This is a genomic window from Nocardioides litoris (assembly GCF_006346315.1).
Classification (GTDB): Bacteria; Actinomycetota; Actinomycetes; order Propionibacteriales; family Nocardioidaceae; genus Nocardioides; species Nocardioides litoris.
Genome location: NZ_VDMR01000004.1, coordinates 188081 through 205234 on the forward strand (window position 1 = coordinate 188081; position 17154 = coordinate 205234).

At 75.1% G+C, this 17154-nt stretch carries 15 protein-coding genes; 7 read left to right on the top strand and 8 right to left on the bottom strand.

Annotated elements, in window-relative coordinates; translation table 11 throughout:
* Positions 1–26 precede the first annotated feature (26 nt).
* From FJQ57_RS15045 to FJQ57_RS15060, 4 genes are all read right to left on the bottom strand, one after another.
* Positions 27–1190, bottom strand: a complete 1164-nt coding sequence (locus FJQ57_RS15045) for a PQQ-dependent sugar dehydrogenase (protein WP_246081834.1) — start codon at positions 1188–1190, stop codon at positions 27–29.
* Positions 1191–1192: 2 nt separating this feature from the next.
* The gene (locus FJQ57_RS15050) at positions 1193–2107 is read right to left on the bottom strand and encodes an alpha/beta fold hydrolase (protein WP_139981698.1); all 915 of its coding nucleotides are present in this window, start codon (positions 2105–2107) and stop codon (positions 1193–1195) included.
* 39 nt (positions 2108–2146) lie between these two features.
* On the bottom strand, positions 2147–2380 hold the full coding sequence (locus tag FJQ57_RS15055; protein WP_139981700.1) for a hypothetical protein: 234 nt from the start codon (positions 2378–2380) through the stop codon (positions 2147–2149).
* A 69-nt stretch (positions 2381–2449) separates the two neighbouring features.
* Positions 2450–3316 carry an EamA family transporter gene (locus FJQ57_RS15060; protein WP_246081835.1) on the bottom strand — a complete coding sequence of 289 codons (867 nt, stop codon included), beginning with the start codon at positions 3314–3316 and terminating at the stop codon, positions 2450–2452.
* Positions 3317–3378: 62 nt separating this feature from the next.
* Between FJQ57_RS15060 and FJQ57_RS15065 the strand changes: the two genes are divergently transcribed.
* The 3 genes from FJQ57_RS15065 to FJQ57_RS15075 all read left to right on the top strand — a co-directional run bounded on the left by FJQ57_RS15065 (position 3379) and on the right by FJQ57_RS15075 (position 7033).
* Positions 3379–3834 (top strand): SRPBCC family protein, encoded by a 456-nt coding sequence (locus FJQ57_RS15065; protein ID WP_139981704.1) that lies wholly within the window; start codon positions 3379–3381, stop codon positions 3832–3834.
* A gap of 518 nt (positions 3835–4352) precedes the next feature.
* Positions 4353–6029 (top strand): dihydroxy-acid dehydratase, encoded by a 1677-nt coding sequence (gene ilvD / locus FJQ57_RS15070; protein ID WP_139981706.1) that lies wholly within the window; start codon positions 4353–4355, stop codon positions 6027–6029.
* 2 nt (positions 6030–6031) lie between these two features.
* Positions 6032–7033 (top strand): hypothetical protein, encoded by a 1002-nt coding sequence (locus tag FJQ57_RS15075; protein WP_139981708.1) that lies wholly within the window; start codon positions 6032–6034, stop codon positions 7031–7033.
* On the opposite strand, the gene FJQ57_RS15080 is transcribed toward FJQ57_RS15075, so the two are convergent.
* Genes FJQ57_RS15080 through FJQ57_RS15090 form a run of 3 tightly spaced genes read right to left on the bottom strand, consistent with a single transcriptional unit; the run spans position 7020 to position 11020 of the window.
* The gene (locus FJQ57_RS15080) at positions 7020–8225 is read right to left on the bottom strand and encodes a hypothetical protein (RefSeq protein ID WP_139981710.1); all 1206 of its coding nucleotides are present in this window, start codon (positions 8223–8225) and stop codon (positions 7020–7022) included. The genes FJQ57_RS15075 and FJQ57_RS15080 overlap by 14 nt on opposite strands.
* A gap of 24 nt (positions 8226–8249) precedes the next feature.
* Positions 8250–9449 carry a GNAT family N-acetyltransferase gene (locus FJQ57_RS15085; RefSeq protein ID WP_170219455.1) on the bottom strand — a complete coding sequence of 400 codons (1200 nt, stop codon included), beginning with the start codon at positions 9447–9449 and terminating at the stop codon, positions 8250–8252.
* 23 nt (positions 9450–9472) lie between these two features.
* Complete coding sequence (locus tag FJQ57_RS15090; RefSeq protein WP_139981714.1) at positions 9473–11020, bottom strand: acyl-CoA carboxylase subunit beta; 1548 nt, start codon at positions 11018–11020, stop codon at positions 9473–9475.
* Between the two features lie 384 nt (positions 11021–11404).
* Here FJQ57_RS15090 and FJQ57_RS15095 point away from each other — a divergent pair, with 384 nt between their 5' ends.
* From FJQ57_RS15095 to FJQ57_RS15110, 4 genes are all read left to right on the top strand, one after another.
* Positions 11405–12619 (top strand): kynureninase, encoded by a 1215-nt coding sequence (locus tag FJQ57_RS15095; RefSeq protein ID WP_246081836.1) that lies wholly within the window; start codon positions 11405–11407, stop codon positions 12617–12619.
* The gene (locus FJQ57_RS15100; RefSeq protein ID WP_139982161.1) at positions 12616–13824 is read left to right on the top strand and encodes an MFS transporter; all 1209 of its coding nucleotides are present in this window, start codon (positions 12616–12618) and stop codon (positions 13822–13824) included. Before FJQ57_RS15095 ends, FJQ57_RS15100 begins: the two co-directional genes overlap by 4 nt.
* Before the next feature lie 34 nt (positions 13825–13858).
* Positions 13859–14878, top strand: coding sequence for a S66 family peptidase (locus tag FJQ57_RS15105; protein WP_139981718.1), 1020 nt, complete (start codon positions 13859–13861; stop codon positions 14876–14878).
* Between the two features lie 592 nt (positions 14879–15470).
* Positions 15471–16697, top strand: a complete 1227-nt coding sequence (locus tag FJQ57_RS15110; protein ID WP_139981720.1) for an FAD-binding domain-containing protein — start codon at positions 15471–15473, stop codon at positions 16695–16697.
* A 15-nt stretch (positions 16698–16712) separates the two neighbouring features.
* Here FJQ57_RS15110 and FJQ57_RS15115 read toward each other — a convergent pair whose 3' ends face one another.
* Positions 16713–17075 (bottom strand): UBP-type zinc finger domain-containing protein, encoded by a 363-nt coding sequence (locus tag FJQ57_RS15115; RefSeq protein ID WP_139981722.1) that lies wholly within the window; start codon positions 17073–17075, stop codon positions 16713–16715.
* Positions 17076–17154: the final 79 nt, after the last annotated feature.

Genomic DNA, 17154 nt, shown 5'->3' on the forward strand with positions numbered 1-17154 from the left:
CGGAGTCCCCGGGTCGGGCCTCACCGTCAGGGGCGGACGAGCAGGATCTGGTCGTCGTCCTCGGCGGGATCGCCGCGACCGTCGCGGTTGCTCGTGGTGACCCACAGCATCCCGTCGGGGGCGGCGGCGACGGTGCGCATGCGGCCGTACTGGCCGACGAAGAAGCCCTTGGGGTCGACCGCGCGGGCGCCGTCGACGGTGACGCGCCACAGCTGCTCGCCCTTGAGCGCAGCCATCCACAGCGAGCCGTCGAGGTAGGCCAGGCCGGAGGGGGAGGCGTCGTCGGTGTTCCAGGTCTGCTGGGGGTCGACGTAGTCGGGCTCGCCGCCGTCGCCCTCGACCTCGGGCCAGCCGTAGTTGCTGCCGGACTCGACGAGGTTGAGCTCGTCGAAGGTGTCCTGGCCGAACTCCGAGGCCCACAGCCGTCCGGCGTCGTCGAAGGCGAGGCCCTGGACGTTGCGGTGGCCGTAGGAGAAGACGGGGGAGTCGAAGGGGTTGCCGGGAGCCGGGTCGCCGTCGGGCGTCAGCCGCAGCACCTTGCCGCCCAGGGAGCCGCGGTCCTGGGCGAGCGGCGGGTCGCCGGCCTCGCCGGTGGAGACGTAGAGGAAGCCGTCGGGCCCGAAGGCCAGCCGGCCGCCGTCGTGGATGAACGCCCGCGGGATGCCGTCGAGCAGCACCTCGGGCTCGCCGAGCCGGTCGCGGCGCAGCGGGGCGCGCACGACGCGGTTGTCCTGGGCGGCGGAGAGGTAGAGGTAGACCTGCCGGTCGTCCTCGAAGTCGGGGGAGAGGGCCACGCCGAGCAGGCCGTTCTCCGCACCGCTGCCGTCGGGCCGGGCGGCCTCGACGACGCCGAGCTCCTTGACGTCGCCCTCGGGCGAGACCCGGAGCACCCGGCGGGTGTCGCGCTCGGTGACGATCGCGTCGCCGTTGGCGAAGAAGTCGAGGCCCCAGGGTGCCTCGAGGCCGGTCGCGACCGTGCCGACGACCTCCGGCGGCCCGGCCGGGGTCGGGTCGGCCGTCGGCGCGTCGGTCGTCGGGTCCTGCGACGGGGACGGGGACGGCGAGCCCGACGCCGGCGGGGTCGTGCCCGTGATCGTCACGTCGGTCTCGTTGCCGCCCTGGCCGCACGCGGACAGGGCGCCACCGGCCAGCAGCAGCACGGCCGCCGCGCCCGCCGTCGTACGACGCACGCTCAGCCGACCTTCTCGAGGAACTCCAGGAGCAGCCCGTGCACCACCTCGGGCTTCTCGAGCGGCAGGAAGTGCGAGCCGCGCAGCTCGACGTACTCGCCCTCGGGCATCCGGGCGGCCGCGGTGGCCATGTCGCGGGCGCCGGCCAGGACGTCCCAGCGTCCGGCCACGAACATCGCCGGCACGTCGAGGGAGGACAGCGACACGCGGGCGTGGCGCGAGGTGCTCAGGGCGAGGTGGAAGTACCAGTCGAGCGGCGTGGTCAGGAACTCCTTGACCGCGACCGCCGTGCCGTCGACGTCGCGCACCGGGAGCATGAACCCCGAGTGCGACAGCGCACCGATCGCCCTGCGGCCGATCGGGAGCCGCCGGGCGACGGGCGTGAGGGCCCTGCCGGCGACGGTCATGCCGCGGGAGAGGTTGACGGTGAGCGCGCGGGCCACCGGGTGCGGCAGGCGCAACGGCGCCAGCATCGTGGCGAAGGTGTCGCCCGGCACGCCGGCGACCGCGAACAGACCGGCCACGCGCTCGGGGTGGCGGGCGGTGAGCTCGAACATCGTGTTGACGCCCATCGACCAGCCCATCAGCACGGCCCGGTCGATGCCGAAGTGGTCCATGACCGACAGGCCGTCCTCGACGAAGTGCTCGATCTCGACGTGGGCGGGGTCGACCGGGCGCTCGGAGCCACCGACGCCGCGGTGGTTCCAGGACACGATGCGGACGCCGCAGTCGGGGTCGAGCAGCGCGGGCCAGCACCAGGCGTTGGTGCCCAGACCGTTGCAGAGCACCACGGTGGGCCCGTCGATGCGGCCGTCGGGGTCGTTGGTCCAGGCGCGCAGCGTGGTGCCGTCGTCGGACCGGATGTCGCGGAAGGCCGGCGTGGGGGCCGTGACGGCCCGCGCGGCGGAGGTCGGCATGGACCGATTCTGCCGCACCGGCGGTCGGACCGTCGCGGGCTAGCCCCGGTGGACGCCGGGGGCAGCGTCCGGCAGCGGTGCCGCGGCCGGGTCGCGGACCGGGAGCGCGGCGAGGTAGTCGGCCACGTCCTCCCGCTCGGCGCGACGCTGGGCGCAGGCGGTCGCCGCGACCATGGCGTTGCGGCGGGCCTGCTGCTGGCTGGCCACGGGCCAGTCCTGGAGTCGCTGCACGAGGCCCCGGAGGGGACCCGCCATGGAGGGGGTGCCGAGCATGGTCCTGACGCTACGCCGCCCGTCAATCGCCCCCCGTCACGACGGCGTGACATCTGGGTGAACTCGGGGTCAGTCCGGGACCGGGTCGGCGAGCACGGTGCGCTGCCGGGTGGCGCCCACGCTCGCGGCGACCACGCAGGCGATCGCGAGCCACTGCAGGGCGGTGAGGGACTCCGAGACGACGAGGATCCCCGCGAGGGCGGCGGCCGCGGGCTCGAGGGACATCAAGATGCCGAAGACGGCCGGACGCATCGAGCGGAGCGCGACCAGCTCGCAGCTGTAGGGGACCACCGAGGACAGCAGGCCGACGGCGGCCCCGAGCAGCAGGATCCGCGGGTCGAGCATGGCGTCGGTCGCGTCGCCGACCAGCAGGAACGGCGCGACCAGGATCGTCCCGACGACGCTGGCCAGGGCGAGCCCCCCGAGGCCGTCGTACCGGCGTCCGGTCGCGCCGGAGAGCAGGATGTACGCCGCCCAGAACCCCCCGGCCAGCAGCGCGAAGAGCACGCCGACCAGGTCGAGGTCGGACCGCTCGGCCCCGAGCAGGACCACGCCCACCCCGGCCAGGCCGACCCACGCCAGGTCGCGCGGGCGGCGCGACCCGACGACGGCGAGCGTGAGCGGCCCGACGAACTCGAGCGTGACGGCGATGCCGAGCGGGATCCGGGCGAAGGCCTGGTAGATCGAGAGGTTCATCAGGCCGAGCGAGGCCCCGAACGCCAGCACGAGCAGGAGGTCGCCGCGGCTGCGGCCGGCGAGCCGGGGCCGAGCCCACGCGCAGAGCACGAGCGCGCTGGTGAGCAGGCGCAGCAGCACCAGCGCGGTCGGGGAGACCTCGTCGAACAGCGTCTTGGCGATCGCGGCGCCGAGCTGCACCGAGGCGATCCCGACCAGCACCAGCGCGACCGGTGAGGGGACGGTGGTCGGGCGGCGCACCGGCTCCACGCTAGGACACGCGCCAGGACACGCGCTGGTGCGGGCTGTGCCACCATGCCGAGATGGGGAGCTACCGCGTCAGTCGGTCGACCACCATCGCCGCCGACCCCGCCCTGGTCCACCGCCTCGTGCACGACCTGCGCGAGTGGCGGGCCTGGTCGCCCTGGGAGGGCCTGGACCCCGACCTGCAGCGCACGTACGCCGGCCCGCCCGCCGGCGTCGGCGCGCGCTACGAGTGGTCGGGCAACCGCAGGGCCGGCCGCGGGTCGATGGAGGTCGTGGGCTCGACCCCGGAGAAGGTCGAGGTGCGGCTGGTCTTCGACAAGCCCTTCCGCTCCACCAGCGACGTCACCTTCGACCTCCGCCCCGCCGGCCTGGCCACCGACGTCACGTGGACGATGACCGGCGAGCAGCGCGGCCTCGCCGGCCTCGTCGGTCGGGTGGTCCCGATGGAGAAGCTGCTCGGCAAGGACTTCGAGCGCGGCCTCGCCCAGCTCAAGTCCGCCGCCGAGGCCTGACCCGACCCCACGGGCCGGCTCGCGGTCGTGCGTGCTGGCCGCGGTCATGTGGTCTCGAGACAGGACTTCGTCCTTCCTCGACCACCGTGGGGTGCCGTCGGGCGTGATCTCGACCCACGGTGGTCGAGGAAGGCGCGCTGGCGCCTGTCTCGAGACCACGAGCTGGCTGCGGTCATGTGGTCTCGAGACAGGACGTCGTCCTTCCTCGACCACCGTGGGGTGCCGTCGGGCGTGGTCTCGACCCACGGTGGTCGAGGAAGGCGCGCTGCCGCCTGTCTCGAGACCACGAGCTGGCTGCGGTCGGGTGGTCTCGAGACAGGACGTCGTCCTTCCTCGACCACCGTGGGGTGCCTCGGGCGTGGTCTCGACCCACGGTGGTCGAGGAAGGCGCGCTGGCGCCTGTCTCGAGACCACGAGCTGGCTGCGGTCGGGTGGTCTCGAGACAGGACGTCGTCCTTCCTCGACCACCGTGTGGCCCGCAGGGACCCGCGGCACGCCACCCCGCCTAGGCTTGCCGCATGAGCGAGAAGCCCGACATCAAGCCCCGCTCGCGCGACGTCACCGACGGGCTGGAGCGGGCCGCGGCCCGCGGCATGCTGCGCGCGGTCGGGATGGGCGACGAGGACTGGGAGAAGCCGCAGATCGGCGTCGCCTCGTCGTGGAACGAGATCACCCCGTGCAACCTGCCGCTCGACCGGCTGGCCAAGGCGGTCAAGAACGGCGTGCACGCCGCCGGCGGCTACCCGCTCGAGTTCGGCACCATCTCGGTCTCCGACGGCATCTCCATGGGCCACGAGGGCATGCACTTCTCGCTGGTCTCGCGCGAGGTCATCGCCGACTCGGTCGAGACCGTGATGATGGCCGAGCGCCTCGACGGCTCGGTCCTGCTCGCCGGCTGCGACAAGTCGCTGCCGGGCATGCTCATGGCTGCGGCACGCCTCGACCTCGCCTCGGTCTTCCTGTACGCCGGCTCGATCATGCCCGGGCAGGTCGACGGCCGTGACGTGACGATCATCGACGCCTTCGAGGCCGTCGGCGCCTGCCTGGCCGGCAAGATCTCCCGCGAGGAGGTCGACAAGGTCGAGCGCGCCATCTGCCCCGGCGAGGGCGCCTGCGGCGGCATGTACACCGCCAACACCATGGCCGCGGTCGCCGAGGCGATCGGCATGTCGCTGCCGGGCAGCGCCGCGCCGCCGGCGGTCGACCGCCGGCGCGACGGGTTCGCCCACCGCTCGGGCCAGGCGGTGGTCGAGATGCTGCGCCAGGGCATCACCGCGCGCCAGATCATGACCAAGGAGGCGTTCGAGAACGCCATCACCGTCGTCATGGCCCTCGGCGGCTCGACCAACGCCGTCCTGCACCTGCTGGCCATCGCCCGCGAGGCCGAGGTCGACCTGACCCTCGACGACTTCAACCGCATCGGCGACAAGGTGCCGCACCTCGGCGACCTCAAGCCGTTCGGCAAGTACGTGATGTACGACGTCGACAAGGTCGGCGGCATCCCGGTCGTGATGAAGGCGCTGCTCGACGCCGGGCTCATGCACGGCGACTGCCTCACCGTCACCGGCCGGACGATGGCCGAGAACCTCGCCGACATCGCCCCGCCGCCGCTCGACGACGACGTCATCCGGGCCATCGACCGGCCCATCCACGCCACCGGCGGCCTGACCATCCTCAAGGGGTCGCTGGCCCCGGAGGGCGCGGTGGTCAAGAGCGCCGGGTTCGACGAGTCGGTCTTCACCGGCACCGCGCGGGTCTTCGACGGCGAGCGGGCCGCGATGGACGCGCTCGCCGCGGGCCGCATCGTGGCCGGCGACGTCGTCGTCATCCGCTACGAGGGCCCGAAGGGCGGCCCCGGCATGCGCGAGATGCTCGCCATCACCGGCGCCATCAAGGGCGCCGGCCTCGGCAAGGACGTCCTGCTGCTCACCGACGGCCGGTTCTCCGGCGGCACGACCGGCCTGTGCGTGGGCCACGTGGCGCCCGAGGCCGTCGACGGCGGTCCGATCGCGTTCGTCCGCGACGGCGACCCGATCACCCTCGACGTCCTCAACCGCACCCTCGAGGTCGAGATGAGCGACTTGGAGGAGCGCAAGGTCGGCTGGGAGCCGCTGCCGCCGAAGTACACCCGCGGCGTCCTCGGCAAGTACGCCCGCACCGTGGCCTCCGCGGCCCACGGCGCGGTCACCTCCTGACGGTGCCCGAGGCCGGCGGGCGCGACGCGTGGGGCGCCCGCCTCGCGCTCGCCGCGGTCGTGCTCCTGCTGCTGGTCGCGGCCGTCGTCGGCCTGGGCCGCGACGAGCCTCGCGAGGTGGGCGACGCCGACACCTCCGGGGACGCCGGCCGTCCCGCCCGTACGCCGACCGCCGACCCGTCGCCACCGACGGCCGCGCCCGGGCCACCCTCCGGGCGTCGCGCGCACGCGGCCGACGGGCGCATCTTCGGCGACGGCCGGTTCCTCGTCGCCTACTACGGCACCGGCGGCACGGGCGCCCTCGGCGTGCTCGGCGAGTCCGACCCGGCCACGATGCACCGACGGCTGGCGCGTGCCGCGCGGGCCTTCGACACCCAGCCCGACCGCGAGGTGCAGCTGGTCTACGAGCTCATCGTCACCGTCGCCGACGGCCACCCCGGCCGCGACGGCGACTTCAGCCACGACGTGCCTCGGGCCGTGGTCGAGCGGTACGTCGAGGCCGCCCGGCGCACGGGCGCGCTGCTGCTGCTCGACATCCAGCCGGGCCGGGCGCGCTTCCTCGACGTGGCGAAGCGGTGGGCCTGGGCGCTGCGCGAGCCGCACGTCGGTCTCGCGCTCGACCCCGAGTGGCGGATGGCCCGTGACGAGGTGCCGGGCCGGGTCATCGGCGCGGTGCGGGCCCAGGAGGTCAACCTCGTCTCGGGCTGGCTCGAGGGCCTGCGGGCGGAGGCGGGGCTGCCGGAGAAGCTGTTCGTCCTCCACCAGTTCCGCGCCGACATGGTCCGGGGGGTCGACCGTCTCGTCGACCGGCCGGGCCTGGCCGAGGTGCAGCACGTCGACGGGTTCGGCACGCCGCGCCAGAAGCTGACGACCTACCGCGCCGTCGCACGCAACGACCGCTTCCACATGGGGTTCAAGCTCTTCTACGACGAGGACCGACCCCGGATGTCGGCCCGCGACGTGCGGCGGGTCAGGCCCGCCGTGCGGTTCGTCAGCTTCCAGTAGGCGACCACGCCACCTGCGCCGTGAGCCGCGGGGGCAGGAGCGCGGCGAGCGTCGAGGACGCGAGTCCGGCGGCGACGGCGACCCCGGCGACGCCGCCCGCGTCCTCGATCGCGACGAGGGCCGCGAGGTGCGCCAGCAGGGCGAGGCCGGACCCGATCGCGACGAACGGCCGCACCGGCACCGGGTTCATGCTGCCGCGCCCGAGCACGAGCAGCACGAGCAGCACGACGGTCCAGAGCAGGACGACCCACCCCAGCCAGCCGAAGTAGGCCTCGGCGTAGGCGTCGCCGCCCGGCCCGTCGCTGCGCGCGGCCTCGCCGAGGTCGTTGAAGGTGACCGAGCCGCCGACCGAGGACCAGTCGAGGAAGCCGAAGCCGGCCACGCAGAGCCCGGCACCGATGGCGGCCAGCACGGCCGCCACGACCTGGGTGCGGGCGCGGAGCACGCCGCCGTGCCCGCCGTGCCCGCCGTGCCCGCCGTGCCCGCCAGCAGCTCCCGAGCCGTACGTCGCCGGCGTGGTGCCGTCGGGGAGCAGGTGCACGATCCGCGGCCCGAGCATGGCCGCGACGGTGAGGCAGACCAGGCCGAGCACCCACACGTTGATCCCGAGGACGCTCGGGGTGACGCTGCTGGTGACCGCCTCCTCGGGCGGCGGGACCGGACTGGCGCTGAACCTCGTGGGCACGTCGCCGCGCAGCCACCCGAGGTCGTAGACCGAGACGACCAGCAAGGCAAAGGCCACGAGGGGCAGGAGCGTGCCGACCGCCCGGGCGGTGCCCGTCAGCGCCGGGCGACGCAGGCCGAGCGCGGCGACCACCGCGACCACGCAGCACAGCACGGTGAGGGCGACCAGCAGCCAGGGCAGGTAGACCTCGGCGACCCCGAGCGGGTCGGGCGCCTCGGGGTCGAGGGCCCGGACCTCCTGGACCCGGTCGACGGCGTCGAAGAGCCCCAGGTGCTCCTCCTCGGAGGAGAACACGTCGCCCTGGGAGGACCACAGCTCCACCCACCGGGGGAGGAACAGCCCGGCCAGGGATGCCGCGGTCCCGACGCCGGCGAAGGCCAGCGCCCAGCCGGGCCGCTCGCGCCGGAGCAGGCCGGCCGAGCGGGGGTCGACGTCGCCCGAGACGTGCTGGGGGCGGCCGTGCGGAGGCGGCGGGGGTGGTGGCGGGGGGTAGCCGGCGTTGCTCATGCGGCCCAGCCTCTCCCGCCCGGCTCAGAAGTAGTCGCGCACGTGGGCCGGGCGGCCGCCCAGCGCGGCGTCGAGCACCCGGTCGTGCTCGTCGGGCCCGGTGAGCAGGCCGAGCATCCGCAGGTTGGCGCAGGACTGGACGCCGGCGTACGCCAGGGCGAGGCCCTGCGGCGTGAAGGTCGGGCCGCCGGTCACGGACGTCCGCTCGCAGGTGCCGGGGCCGTCGCCGAGCAGGAGCCGGTAGGACCCGTCGGCACCGCCGACCGGGTCGCCGGTGACGCCGAAGGGCACCTCGGCGACCAGGCCCGGGACGGCCGGACCGGCGGCGGTCAGGGCGCCCGCGGGGTCGCTGACCCGCAGCGCGTAGGGGTGGCGGGACTCGACCTGCCAGGTCGAGGTGGGCAGCAGCTGGCGGGCCGGGTCGTGGCCGGAGGTGTGCAGCCGCACGGTGCCGGCGACCGAGGTGTGGCTGCCGAACAGGCGCCACAGGGCGCGGTAGCCGTCGGCCGTGAGGGCGACCAGGTCGTGCACCTCCAGGGCGGCGGTGGCGGGGTCGTAGCCCTCGCCGCGGTCCCAGGCGGCGAACCCGACGACGCGCTCGCCGTCGGCCCCGTCCTCGACGGCCAGGGAGATCGCCGTGACGTCGGCCAGCTGCTCCTCGGGGGTCTGCGCGAAGCGCGGGCCGGTGCGGGTGAGCGGGCCGTTCTGCGCGGCCGCCCAGGCGGCGTACACCTCGTGGACCGCGGGCAGGTCCTCGGCCCGCGCGCGACGGGTGCGGGTGGCCGCCGGGGCGCGGACCGCGGCCAGCTCGGCCGTGGCCAGTCGCACGGTGTCGAAGGACGTGACGACCTCGTAGCCCATCGGCCGGTAGATGCCGTTGGCCGTCGGGTAGAGGGTGGAGAGCACCTCGCCGCGCTCGGCCGCCGCGGCCAGCAGGGCCGCGAACACCGGCCGCAGCAGGCCCTCGCCACGGCGCTCGGCGGCCACCGTCACGCTCGCCACCCCGGCCGTGGGCACCCGGCGGCCGTGCCACCACGACGCGTAGGAGTGGGCGGCCGCGCGGGCCACGAAGGCGCCGTCGTCGTCGACGGCGAGCCAGACCTCGCGGCCCTCGGGCAGCGCGGTCGGTGTCGGCGGCGGGCCGCCGGGGTGGCTGCCGAACGCCTCGACCGAGAGGCGGTAGGACGCGGGCAGGTCGTCGAGGACGAGGCGACGGATCTCCACGCCCGCGTGTCTACCGGGCGCGGTCACCAGGTGTCGACCGGGTTGCCGCTCCCGCGCAGTCGCCCGTCGCGGTCGGCGGCGTCGACGACCCGGGCGATCACGGCACGGGTCTCGACCGGGTCGATGACGTCGTCGATCTCGAAGACCCGGGCCACCTCGAGCGCGGTCGAGCTCGCCTGGGCGTACGCCGTCAGCTCGCGCACCCGCGCCTCGCGCTCCTCGTCGTCGGCGATCGCCTCGAGCTCGCGCCGCATCGAGAGCCGCACCGCGCCCTCCAGCCCCATCGCGCCGAGGTGGGCGCCGGGCCAGGCCACGGTGAGCAGGGGCTCGTGCGTGCTGCCGCCGAGCATGGCCTGCGCGCCGAGGCCGTAGCCGCGGCGCAGCACGACCCCGACGAGCGGCACCTGCAGCCGGGCGCCGGCCACCAGCAGCCGCGAGGTGTGCCGCACCAGGCCGGTGCGCTCGGCGTCGGGGCCGACCATCATCCCCGGCGTGTCGACGAGCGAGACGACGGCGAACCCGAACGCGTCGCACAGCTGCAGGAAGCGCGCCGCCTTGTCTCCGGCGTCGGCGGTGATGGCCCCGGCGACGTGGCGGGTGTCGTTGGCCACGAACCCGACCGTGCGGCCCTCGACGCGCGCCAGCGCGGTCAGCAGCTCCGGCGCGAACTCCGGTCGCAGCACGGTCACCGAGTCGACGTCGGCGATGGTGGTGACGACCGCCTCGACGTCGTACGACGTGCGCTCGCCCGCAGGGACCGCGTCCCGCAGCGGCGTCTGGTCGGCCGCCGTCCAGTGGTCGTCGCGGCCCAGGAAGTAGGAGAGCACCGCCCGCGCGGCGTCGACCACGTGCTCGTCGTCGACGGCGACGTCGACGCAGCCGTTGGCCGTCATCACCTCCAGCGGGCCCACGTCGGCGGCGGCCACGTCGCCCAGCCCGCCGCCCGCGATCATCGCCGGTCCGCCCATGCCGAGGCTGGAGCGCGGCGTGGCGACGACGAGGTCGGCGCACCCGGCGATGACGGCGTTGCCGGCGAAGCAGTTGTCGTCGACCACCGCGATCCGCGGCGCGCGGCCCGACAGCCGCGCCCAGGCCGCGAAGGTCGTCACGTCGAGCGCCGAGACGAGCGGGATGTCGGTGTCGCCGGGCCGACCGCCGCCGCCCGCGGCGAAGAACACCGTGGGCAGGCCGAGCCGGGAGACGACGTCGAGCAGTCGGTCGGTCTTGCGGTGCCCGCGCATGCCCTGGGTGCCGGCCATGACGAGGTAGTCGTAGGACAGGACGGCGACCTGGTGCCCGTCGATCGTGGCCAGCCCGCCCACGATGCCGTCGGCCACCGTGCGGTCGAGCAGGTCGTCGCGGGTGCGCTTGTCCGACTGGGCCGCGGTGACGAACCGGCCGTACTCCACGAAGCTGCCCTCGTCGACGAGCGCGTGGACCTTCTCTCGAGCGCTCGTCCCACCCCGCGCGTGCTGCTTGGCCACCGCCTCCGGCCGCGCCGCGTCCTCCGTCAGCGCCCGGCGGGCCAGCACCTCGAGCAGGTCGTCGCGGATGTCGGGCTGCTCGGGCACCCGCGCAGCCTAGGGCGCCCCCACGGTGGTGTGGTCTGGAGACGGCCTCGTGCGGCACGGTGGTCGAGGAAGTCGCGCCAGCGACTGTCTCGAGACCACTCACCGCAGCCGATGCTTCCGACCCGGCCTGACTGGACCCACACCGACGGTGGTCGAGGAAGTCGCGCTGGCGACTGTTTCGAGACCACTCACCGCAGCGACACCACGTGCCGACTGCGGCGATGTGGTCTCGAGACGGTTCCTAGCGGAACCTCCTCGACCACCGTCTGTGACGGTTCCCAGCGGAACCTCCTCGACCACCGTCTGTGGCGGTTCCCAGCGGAACCGCCTCGACCACCGTGGGGTGGCGCCGGCGCGACGGCCGTGCCACCTAGGCTCACGACCGTGCCCACCTCGTCCGCCGACCTCGACGCGCAGGACCCGCTGGCGCCGTACCGGGTGCGGTTCGTCGGCAGCGCCTCGTCGCTGGTCTACCTCGACGGCAACTCGCTCGGCCGGCCGCTGCGCACGACGGCCGACCGGCTGGCCACGTTCGTGGTCGAGGAGTGGGGCGGCCGGCTGATCCGGGGCTGGGACGAGTCGTGGTTCGAGCTGCCCGAGGTCGTCGGTGACGAGATCGGCCGGGTGTGCCTCGGCGCCGCGGCCGGCCAGGTCGTGGTGGGCGACTCGACCACCGTGCTCCTCTACAAGGCGATGCGGGCCGCCGTCGCGCTCCAGGCCGCCGACCCGGCGCGCACGGAGCTCGTGGTCGACCGCGACAACTTCCCCACCGACCGGTACGTCGCCGACGGGGTCGCCCGGGAGTGCGGGATGACCCTGCGCTGGATCGACGTCGACACCACCGCGGGCGTGACCGCCGAGCAGCTGGCCGAGGTCGTGGGGGAGCAGACCGCGCTCGTCGTGCTCAGCCACGTCGCCTACCGCTCGGCCTGGCTGGCCGACGGCGCCGAGCTCACCCGGATCGCCCACGACGCCGGCGCGCTGGTGCTCTGGGACCTCTCCCACTCGGTCGGGTCCGTGCCGGTCGAGCTCGACGCGTGGGGCGCCGACCTGGCCGTCGGCTGCACCTACAAGTACCTCAACGGCGGGCCCGGCTCGCCCGCCTTCGTCTACGTCGCCGCCCGCCACCTCGACGTGGTCGAGCAGCCGGTGCAGGGGTGGATGGGCGCGCAGGACCCGTTCCTCATGGGCCCGACCTACGCCCCGGCCCCCGGCGTACGACGGATGCTGTCGGGCACCCCGCCGGTCGTCGGCATGCTGGCCCTGCAGGACATGCTCGCGCTGGTCGACGAGGTCGGCATCGGCGCGGTGCGGGCCAAGTCGGTCGGGCTCACCGAGCACGCCGTCGAGCTCGCCGCCGACCTCTTGCCCGACGTCGCCCTGGCCAGCCCCGCCGACCCCGCCCGGCGCGGCGGGCACGTCACCCTCTCCCACCCGCTGATGCGCGAGGTCACCGCCGAGCTCTGGCGCCGCGACGTCGTCCCCGACTACCGCGACCCCCACGGGCTCCGGCTCGGCCTCTCGCCGCTGTCGACGTCGTACGACGAGGTCGAGCGGGGCCTGCGCACCGTGCGCGACGTGCTGGACGGCCTGCGCTGAACGCTCGCCCCGACCGTCCCGACCGGCCCGCGGTCCCGGCCGAGCTCAAGGTCCTCGTCGCCTCTGCCTTCGTCATCGCGATCGGCTTCGGCCTGGTCTCGCCGGTGCTGCCGGCGTACGCGCGGAGCTTCGACGTCGGGGTCGCGGCGGCGTCGTTCGTGGTGTCGATCTTCGCGCTCTTCCGGCTCGTCTTCGCGCCCGCCGGCGGCGCGCTGGTCACCCGGCTCGGGGAGCGACCGGTCTACCTGACCGGGCTGCTCGTGGTGGCCGCGTCGTCGCTGGCCACGGCGTTCGCGCAGTCCTACGTCCAGCTGCTGGTGCTGCGGGGGCTCGGCGGCATCGGGTCGACGATGTTCACCGTCTCGGCCATGGCCCTGCTGGTGCGGCTCGCGCCGCCGGAGATCCGCGGGCGGGTGTCGTCGGCCTACGCCAGCTCGTTCCTGGTCGGCGGCATGCTGGGCCCGGTGCTGGGCGGCGCGCTGGCCGGGTTCGGCCTGCGCCTGCCCTTCGTGGCGTACGCCGTCGCGCTGGTCGTCGCGGCCGCGGTCGTCGCTCTGCGCCTGACCGGCGCGCAGCTGCGCCCGGTGACCACGGGCCCGCCGCCCCCGCCGATGCGGCTGGGCGAGGCGCTCGCGCTGCCGGCGTACCAGGCGTGCCTGGCCTCGGCCTTCGCCAACGGCTGGTGCAACTTCGGGGTGCGGGTCGCGGTGCTGCCGCAGTACGCCGTGGTCGTGCACGACGACACCTGGGTCGCGGGCGTCGCCCTCGCGCTGGCGGCGGCCGGGACCGCCGCGACCCTGCAGGTCGCGGGCCGGGTCGCCGACTCGGTCGGGCGGCGGCCGCTGGTGCTGGTCGGCCTGGTCGTCACCGCGGCCGGGCTGGGGCTGGTCGGGCTGAGCGGTGACCTGGTGGTGCTGCTCGCGCTGTCGGCGTTCAGCGGGGTCGGCGCCGGCCTGGTCAACCCCGGCCAGCAGGCCACCGTGGCCGACGTCATCGGGTCCGAGCGCGGTGGTGGCACCGTGCTGAGCACGTTCCAGATGGCGCAGGACGCGGGCGCGATCCTCGGGCCGGTGCTGGTGGGGGTCGTGGCCGACCAGGCGGGGTTCGGGTGGGCGTTCGGGCTGACCGCGCTGGTCAGCCTGCTCGCCGTCGGGCCGTGGCTGCGGGCGCCCGAGACGCTGGCCACGGTCGCGCGCAAGGCCTGACCGCTGCCGGTCGGCGGCGTGGCAGGGTGAGCGGGTGCTCCGCTACCCCGCCCCGCTCCGTCCCGGCGACACGGTCGGCGTCACCGCGTCCTCCAGCGGCGTGCCCGGCCCGCTGCGGGCCCGGCTCGACCACAACGTCACCTGGCTGCGCGAGCGCGGCTTCGAGGTGTGGGTGGGTGACTGCCTGGGCGGGGAGCGGGTCGTCTCGGCGCCGAAGGAGCAGCGCGCGGCCGAGCTCACGGCCATGCTGCGTGACCCGTCGGTGCGGGCCGTCGTGCCGCCGTGGGGCGGCGAGCTGGCCGTCGACCTCCTCGACCAGCTCGACTGGGACGAGCTGGCCGGGCTCGAGCCGACCTGGCTGGTCGGCTACTCCGACCTCTGCACCCTCCTGCTGCCCTTCACCACCCGGCTCGGTTGGGCCACCGTCCACGGCACCAACCTCATGGACACCGCCTACCGCCAGCCCGAGGGGCTCCGGCACTGGACCGAGCTGGTGTCCGGGCCCGGCCCGTTCACCCAGCGCAGCCCCGGCCGCACCCGTGTCGGGTCCTGGGACGACTGGGAGGCGCAGCCCGCCGTCGACCGGCTGACCCTGGACGAGCCGGGCCGCTGGGAGGTGGTCGGCGGCGGCGGGCTCGACGTCACCGGCCGACTGGTCGGCGGGTGTGTCGAGATCGTCTCGACCCTGGCCCCGACGCCGTGGGGTGACGTGCCCCGGTGGGCGCGCACGGAGGCCGCCGGTGAGGGCACCATCGTCTTCCTGGAGGTCGCCGAGGCCGACCCGTTCACCGCCTGCCGGGCGCTGCACTCCCTGCGGCTCGCGGGGTGGTTCGACGAGGCGGCCGCCGTGCTCGTCGGCCGCACCCCCGCCCCCGACGACGACCGGATGAGCCAGCGCGAGGCCGTCCTCGACGCCCTCGGCGGCCTCGACGTCCCCCTCGTCCTCGGCGCCGACATCGGCCACACCCAGCCCTGGATGCCGCTGGTGACCGGCGCCTCCACCCGGGTCGTCGTCGAGGGCGACCTCGCCGAGGTCACCCAGGTCCTCGACTGACATCACGGTGGTCGAGGGGCGTCCTGGGGAGGCCACGGTGGTCGAGGGGGGCCGGGGAGCCCACGGTGGTCGGAGGGGGCGTCTTGGGGGAGTCCTTGGTGGTCGAGGGAGGCGCCCTGGCGCCTGGCTCGAGGCCACTGACTGGCCTCGGTCGCCTGGCCTGATCGGCTGCGGTCGTGTGGTCTCGAGACGGTTGCCTGCGCAACCTCCTCGACCACCGTGTGGTTCGGCCGTGTCGCTGCACCGTGCTGGCCTCGGTCGCCTGGCCTGATCGGTTGCGGTCGTGCGGTCTCGAGACGGTTGCCGGCGCAACCTCCTCGACCACCGTCTGGTTCGGCCGTGCCGCTGCACCGTGCTGGCCTCGGTCGCCTGGCCTGATCGGTTGCGGCCGTGCGGTCTCGAGACGGTTGCCAGCGCAATCTCCTCGACCACCGTGGGGCCCGGCGGCGCTGCACGGTGGTCGAGCAAGGGGTCGGTCGCGGTTGCGCGATCTCGAGACGGTGGCCAGAGCAACCTCCTCGACCACCGGGCGCCACGTCGGCGGCGGTGCGGACGCCCGGAGGGGTGGCCCCCCGCCTGCGACGCTGGAGTGGTGCCCGTCCTCCCCGCCCCGCCGGCCCCGAGCAGCGGCGCGAGCGCCGACGACGTCGTGGCCTGGGTGCGCGAGCACCTGGGCGACCTGGCCCGCGAGGGCGCCGACGGCGTGCGTCCCGGCGTGGTGCGCGGCGGACAGGCCGCGGCCGACGCCGCGCTGGCCGGGCTTGACATCGGCGGCTACGCCCGCTCCCGCAGCACCGTGCTGCCCGAGTCGCGGCGCGGGGCGACCCGCATGTCGCCGTACATCCGGCACGGGCTGCTGACCCTGCCCGAGGTCTGGGACGCGGTGGCCGACGCGCCGGGCGGCGACAAGAAGCGCTACCGCGACGAGCTGCTCTGGCAGGAGTACGCGCGCCACCTCTACGCCCGCACCGGTACGGCGCTCGGCTGGTCGCTGCGCCGCGAGCAGCCGCGCCCGGAGCCGTGGCCCGAGCCGCTGCGCCGCGACATGGCCTGCAACGACTTCCTGGTCACCTCGCTCACCGAGGACGGGTGGCTGGTCAACCAGACGCGGATGTGGCTGGCCTCGCAGTGGTCGGTGCGCGCCGGCGGGCAGTGGCGGGCGGGCGAGGACGCGATGTTCGCGCACCTGCTCGACGGCTCCCGCGCGGCCAACCGCCTCGGCTGGCAGTGGACGATCGGCACGGGCAGCGGCAAGCCCTACGGGTTCAGCCGCTGGCAGGTCGAGAAGCGTGCCCCCGCGCTGTGCCAGGGCTGCGCGCTCCGCGACGCCTGCCCGATCCAGGACTGGCCGGAGGCCGAGCCCGGCCCGTGGCTCGACGACCAGCCCGACCTCGGCAAGGCGCCCGTGCCCGGCGGCCCCGACGAGGTCGAGGGCTCCGGCGGCGAGGTCGTGTGGCTGACCGCCGAGTCGCTCGGCACCGGCGACCCCGCGCTGGCCGCCGACCCCGACCGACCTGCCGTCTTCTGCTTCGACGATCCGCTGCTGCGGCGCCTGGAGCTCTCGGGCAAGCGGCTGGTGTTCCTGGCCGAGTGCCTCGGCGACCTCGCGGCCGAGCGTGACGTCGAGGTGCGCCGGGGGGCCGTCGCCACCGAGCTGGCCGGCCGTCCGCTCGCGTCGACGTACGCGCCGGTGCCGGGGTGGGGCCGCCACCGCGAGCAGCTCGACGTCGTCGAGGTGCACCCCTGGCCCTGGTTGGTGCGGCCGCGGACGGCGTCGGTGCGGTCGTTCAGCGCGTGGCGCAAGTCGTCCGGCCGCTAGACCCGACCGGCCCGGTCAGCCGTTCATCCGCGAGCGCCAGTCGAGCGGCACCCGGCCGCGGGGCCCGGGCGCCGGCTGGTCCTCGGGGTGCGCCGTCGGCGGGGCGAGCTCGAGACCCTCGGGCACGTCGGCGTCCTCGCCGGTGGTGAAGTCCCAGAACCAGTCCTCACCGGGCTCGTAGCTCTGCATCACCGGGTGGCCGGTCGCCCGGTGGTGCGCCGAGGCGTGCTGGGCGGGGGAGGAGTCGCAGCACCCGACGTGCCCGCACTGGGCGCACCGGCGCAGGTGCACCCACCACCCGCCCGCGGCGTCGCAGTCCGCGCATCCGGGCCCGCTGGGAGGGGCCGTGGGGTCGATGCCGTCGTGTGCGAGGTCCACCCGGCCAGCCTGCCACCCCGAGCCCGCGCGTGGGGACCGTCGTCCCCCCGACGAGGGGTGACCGGGGGGCCGCGCTCTG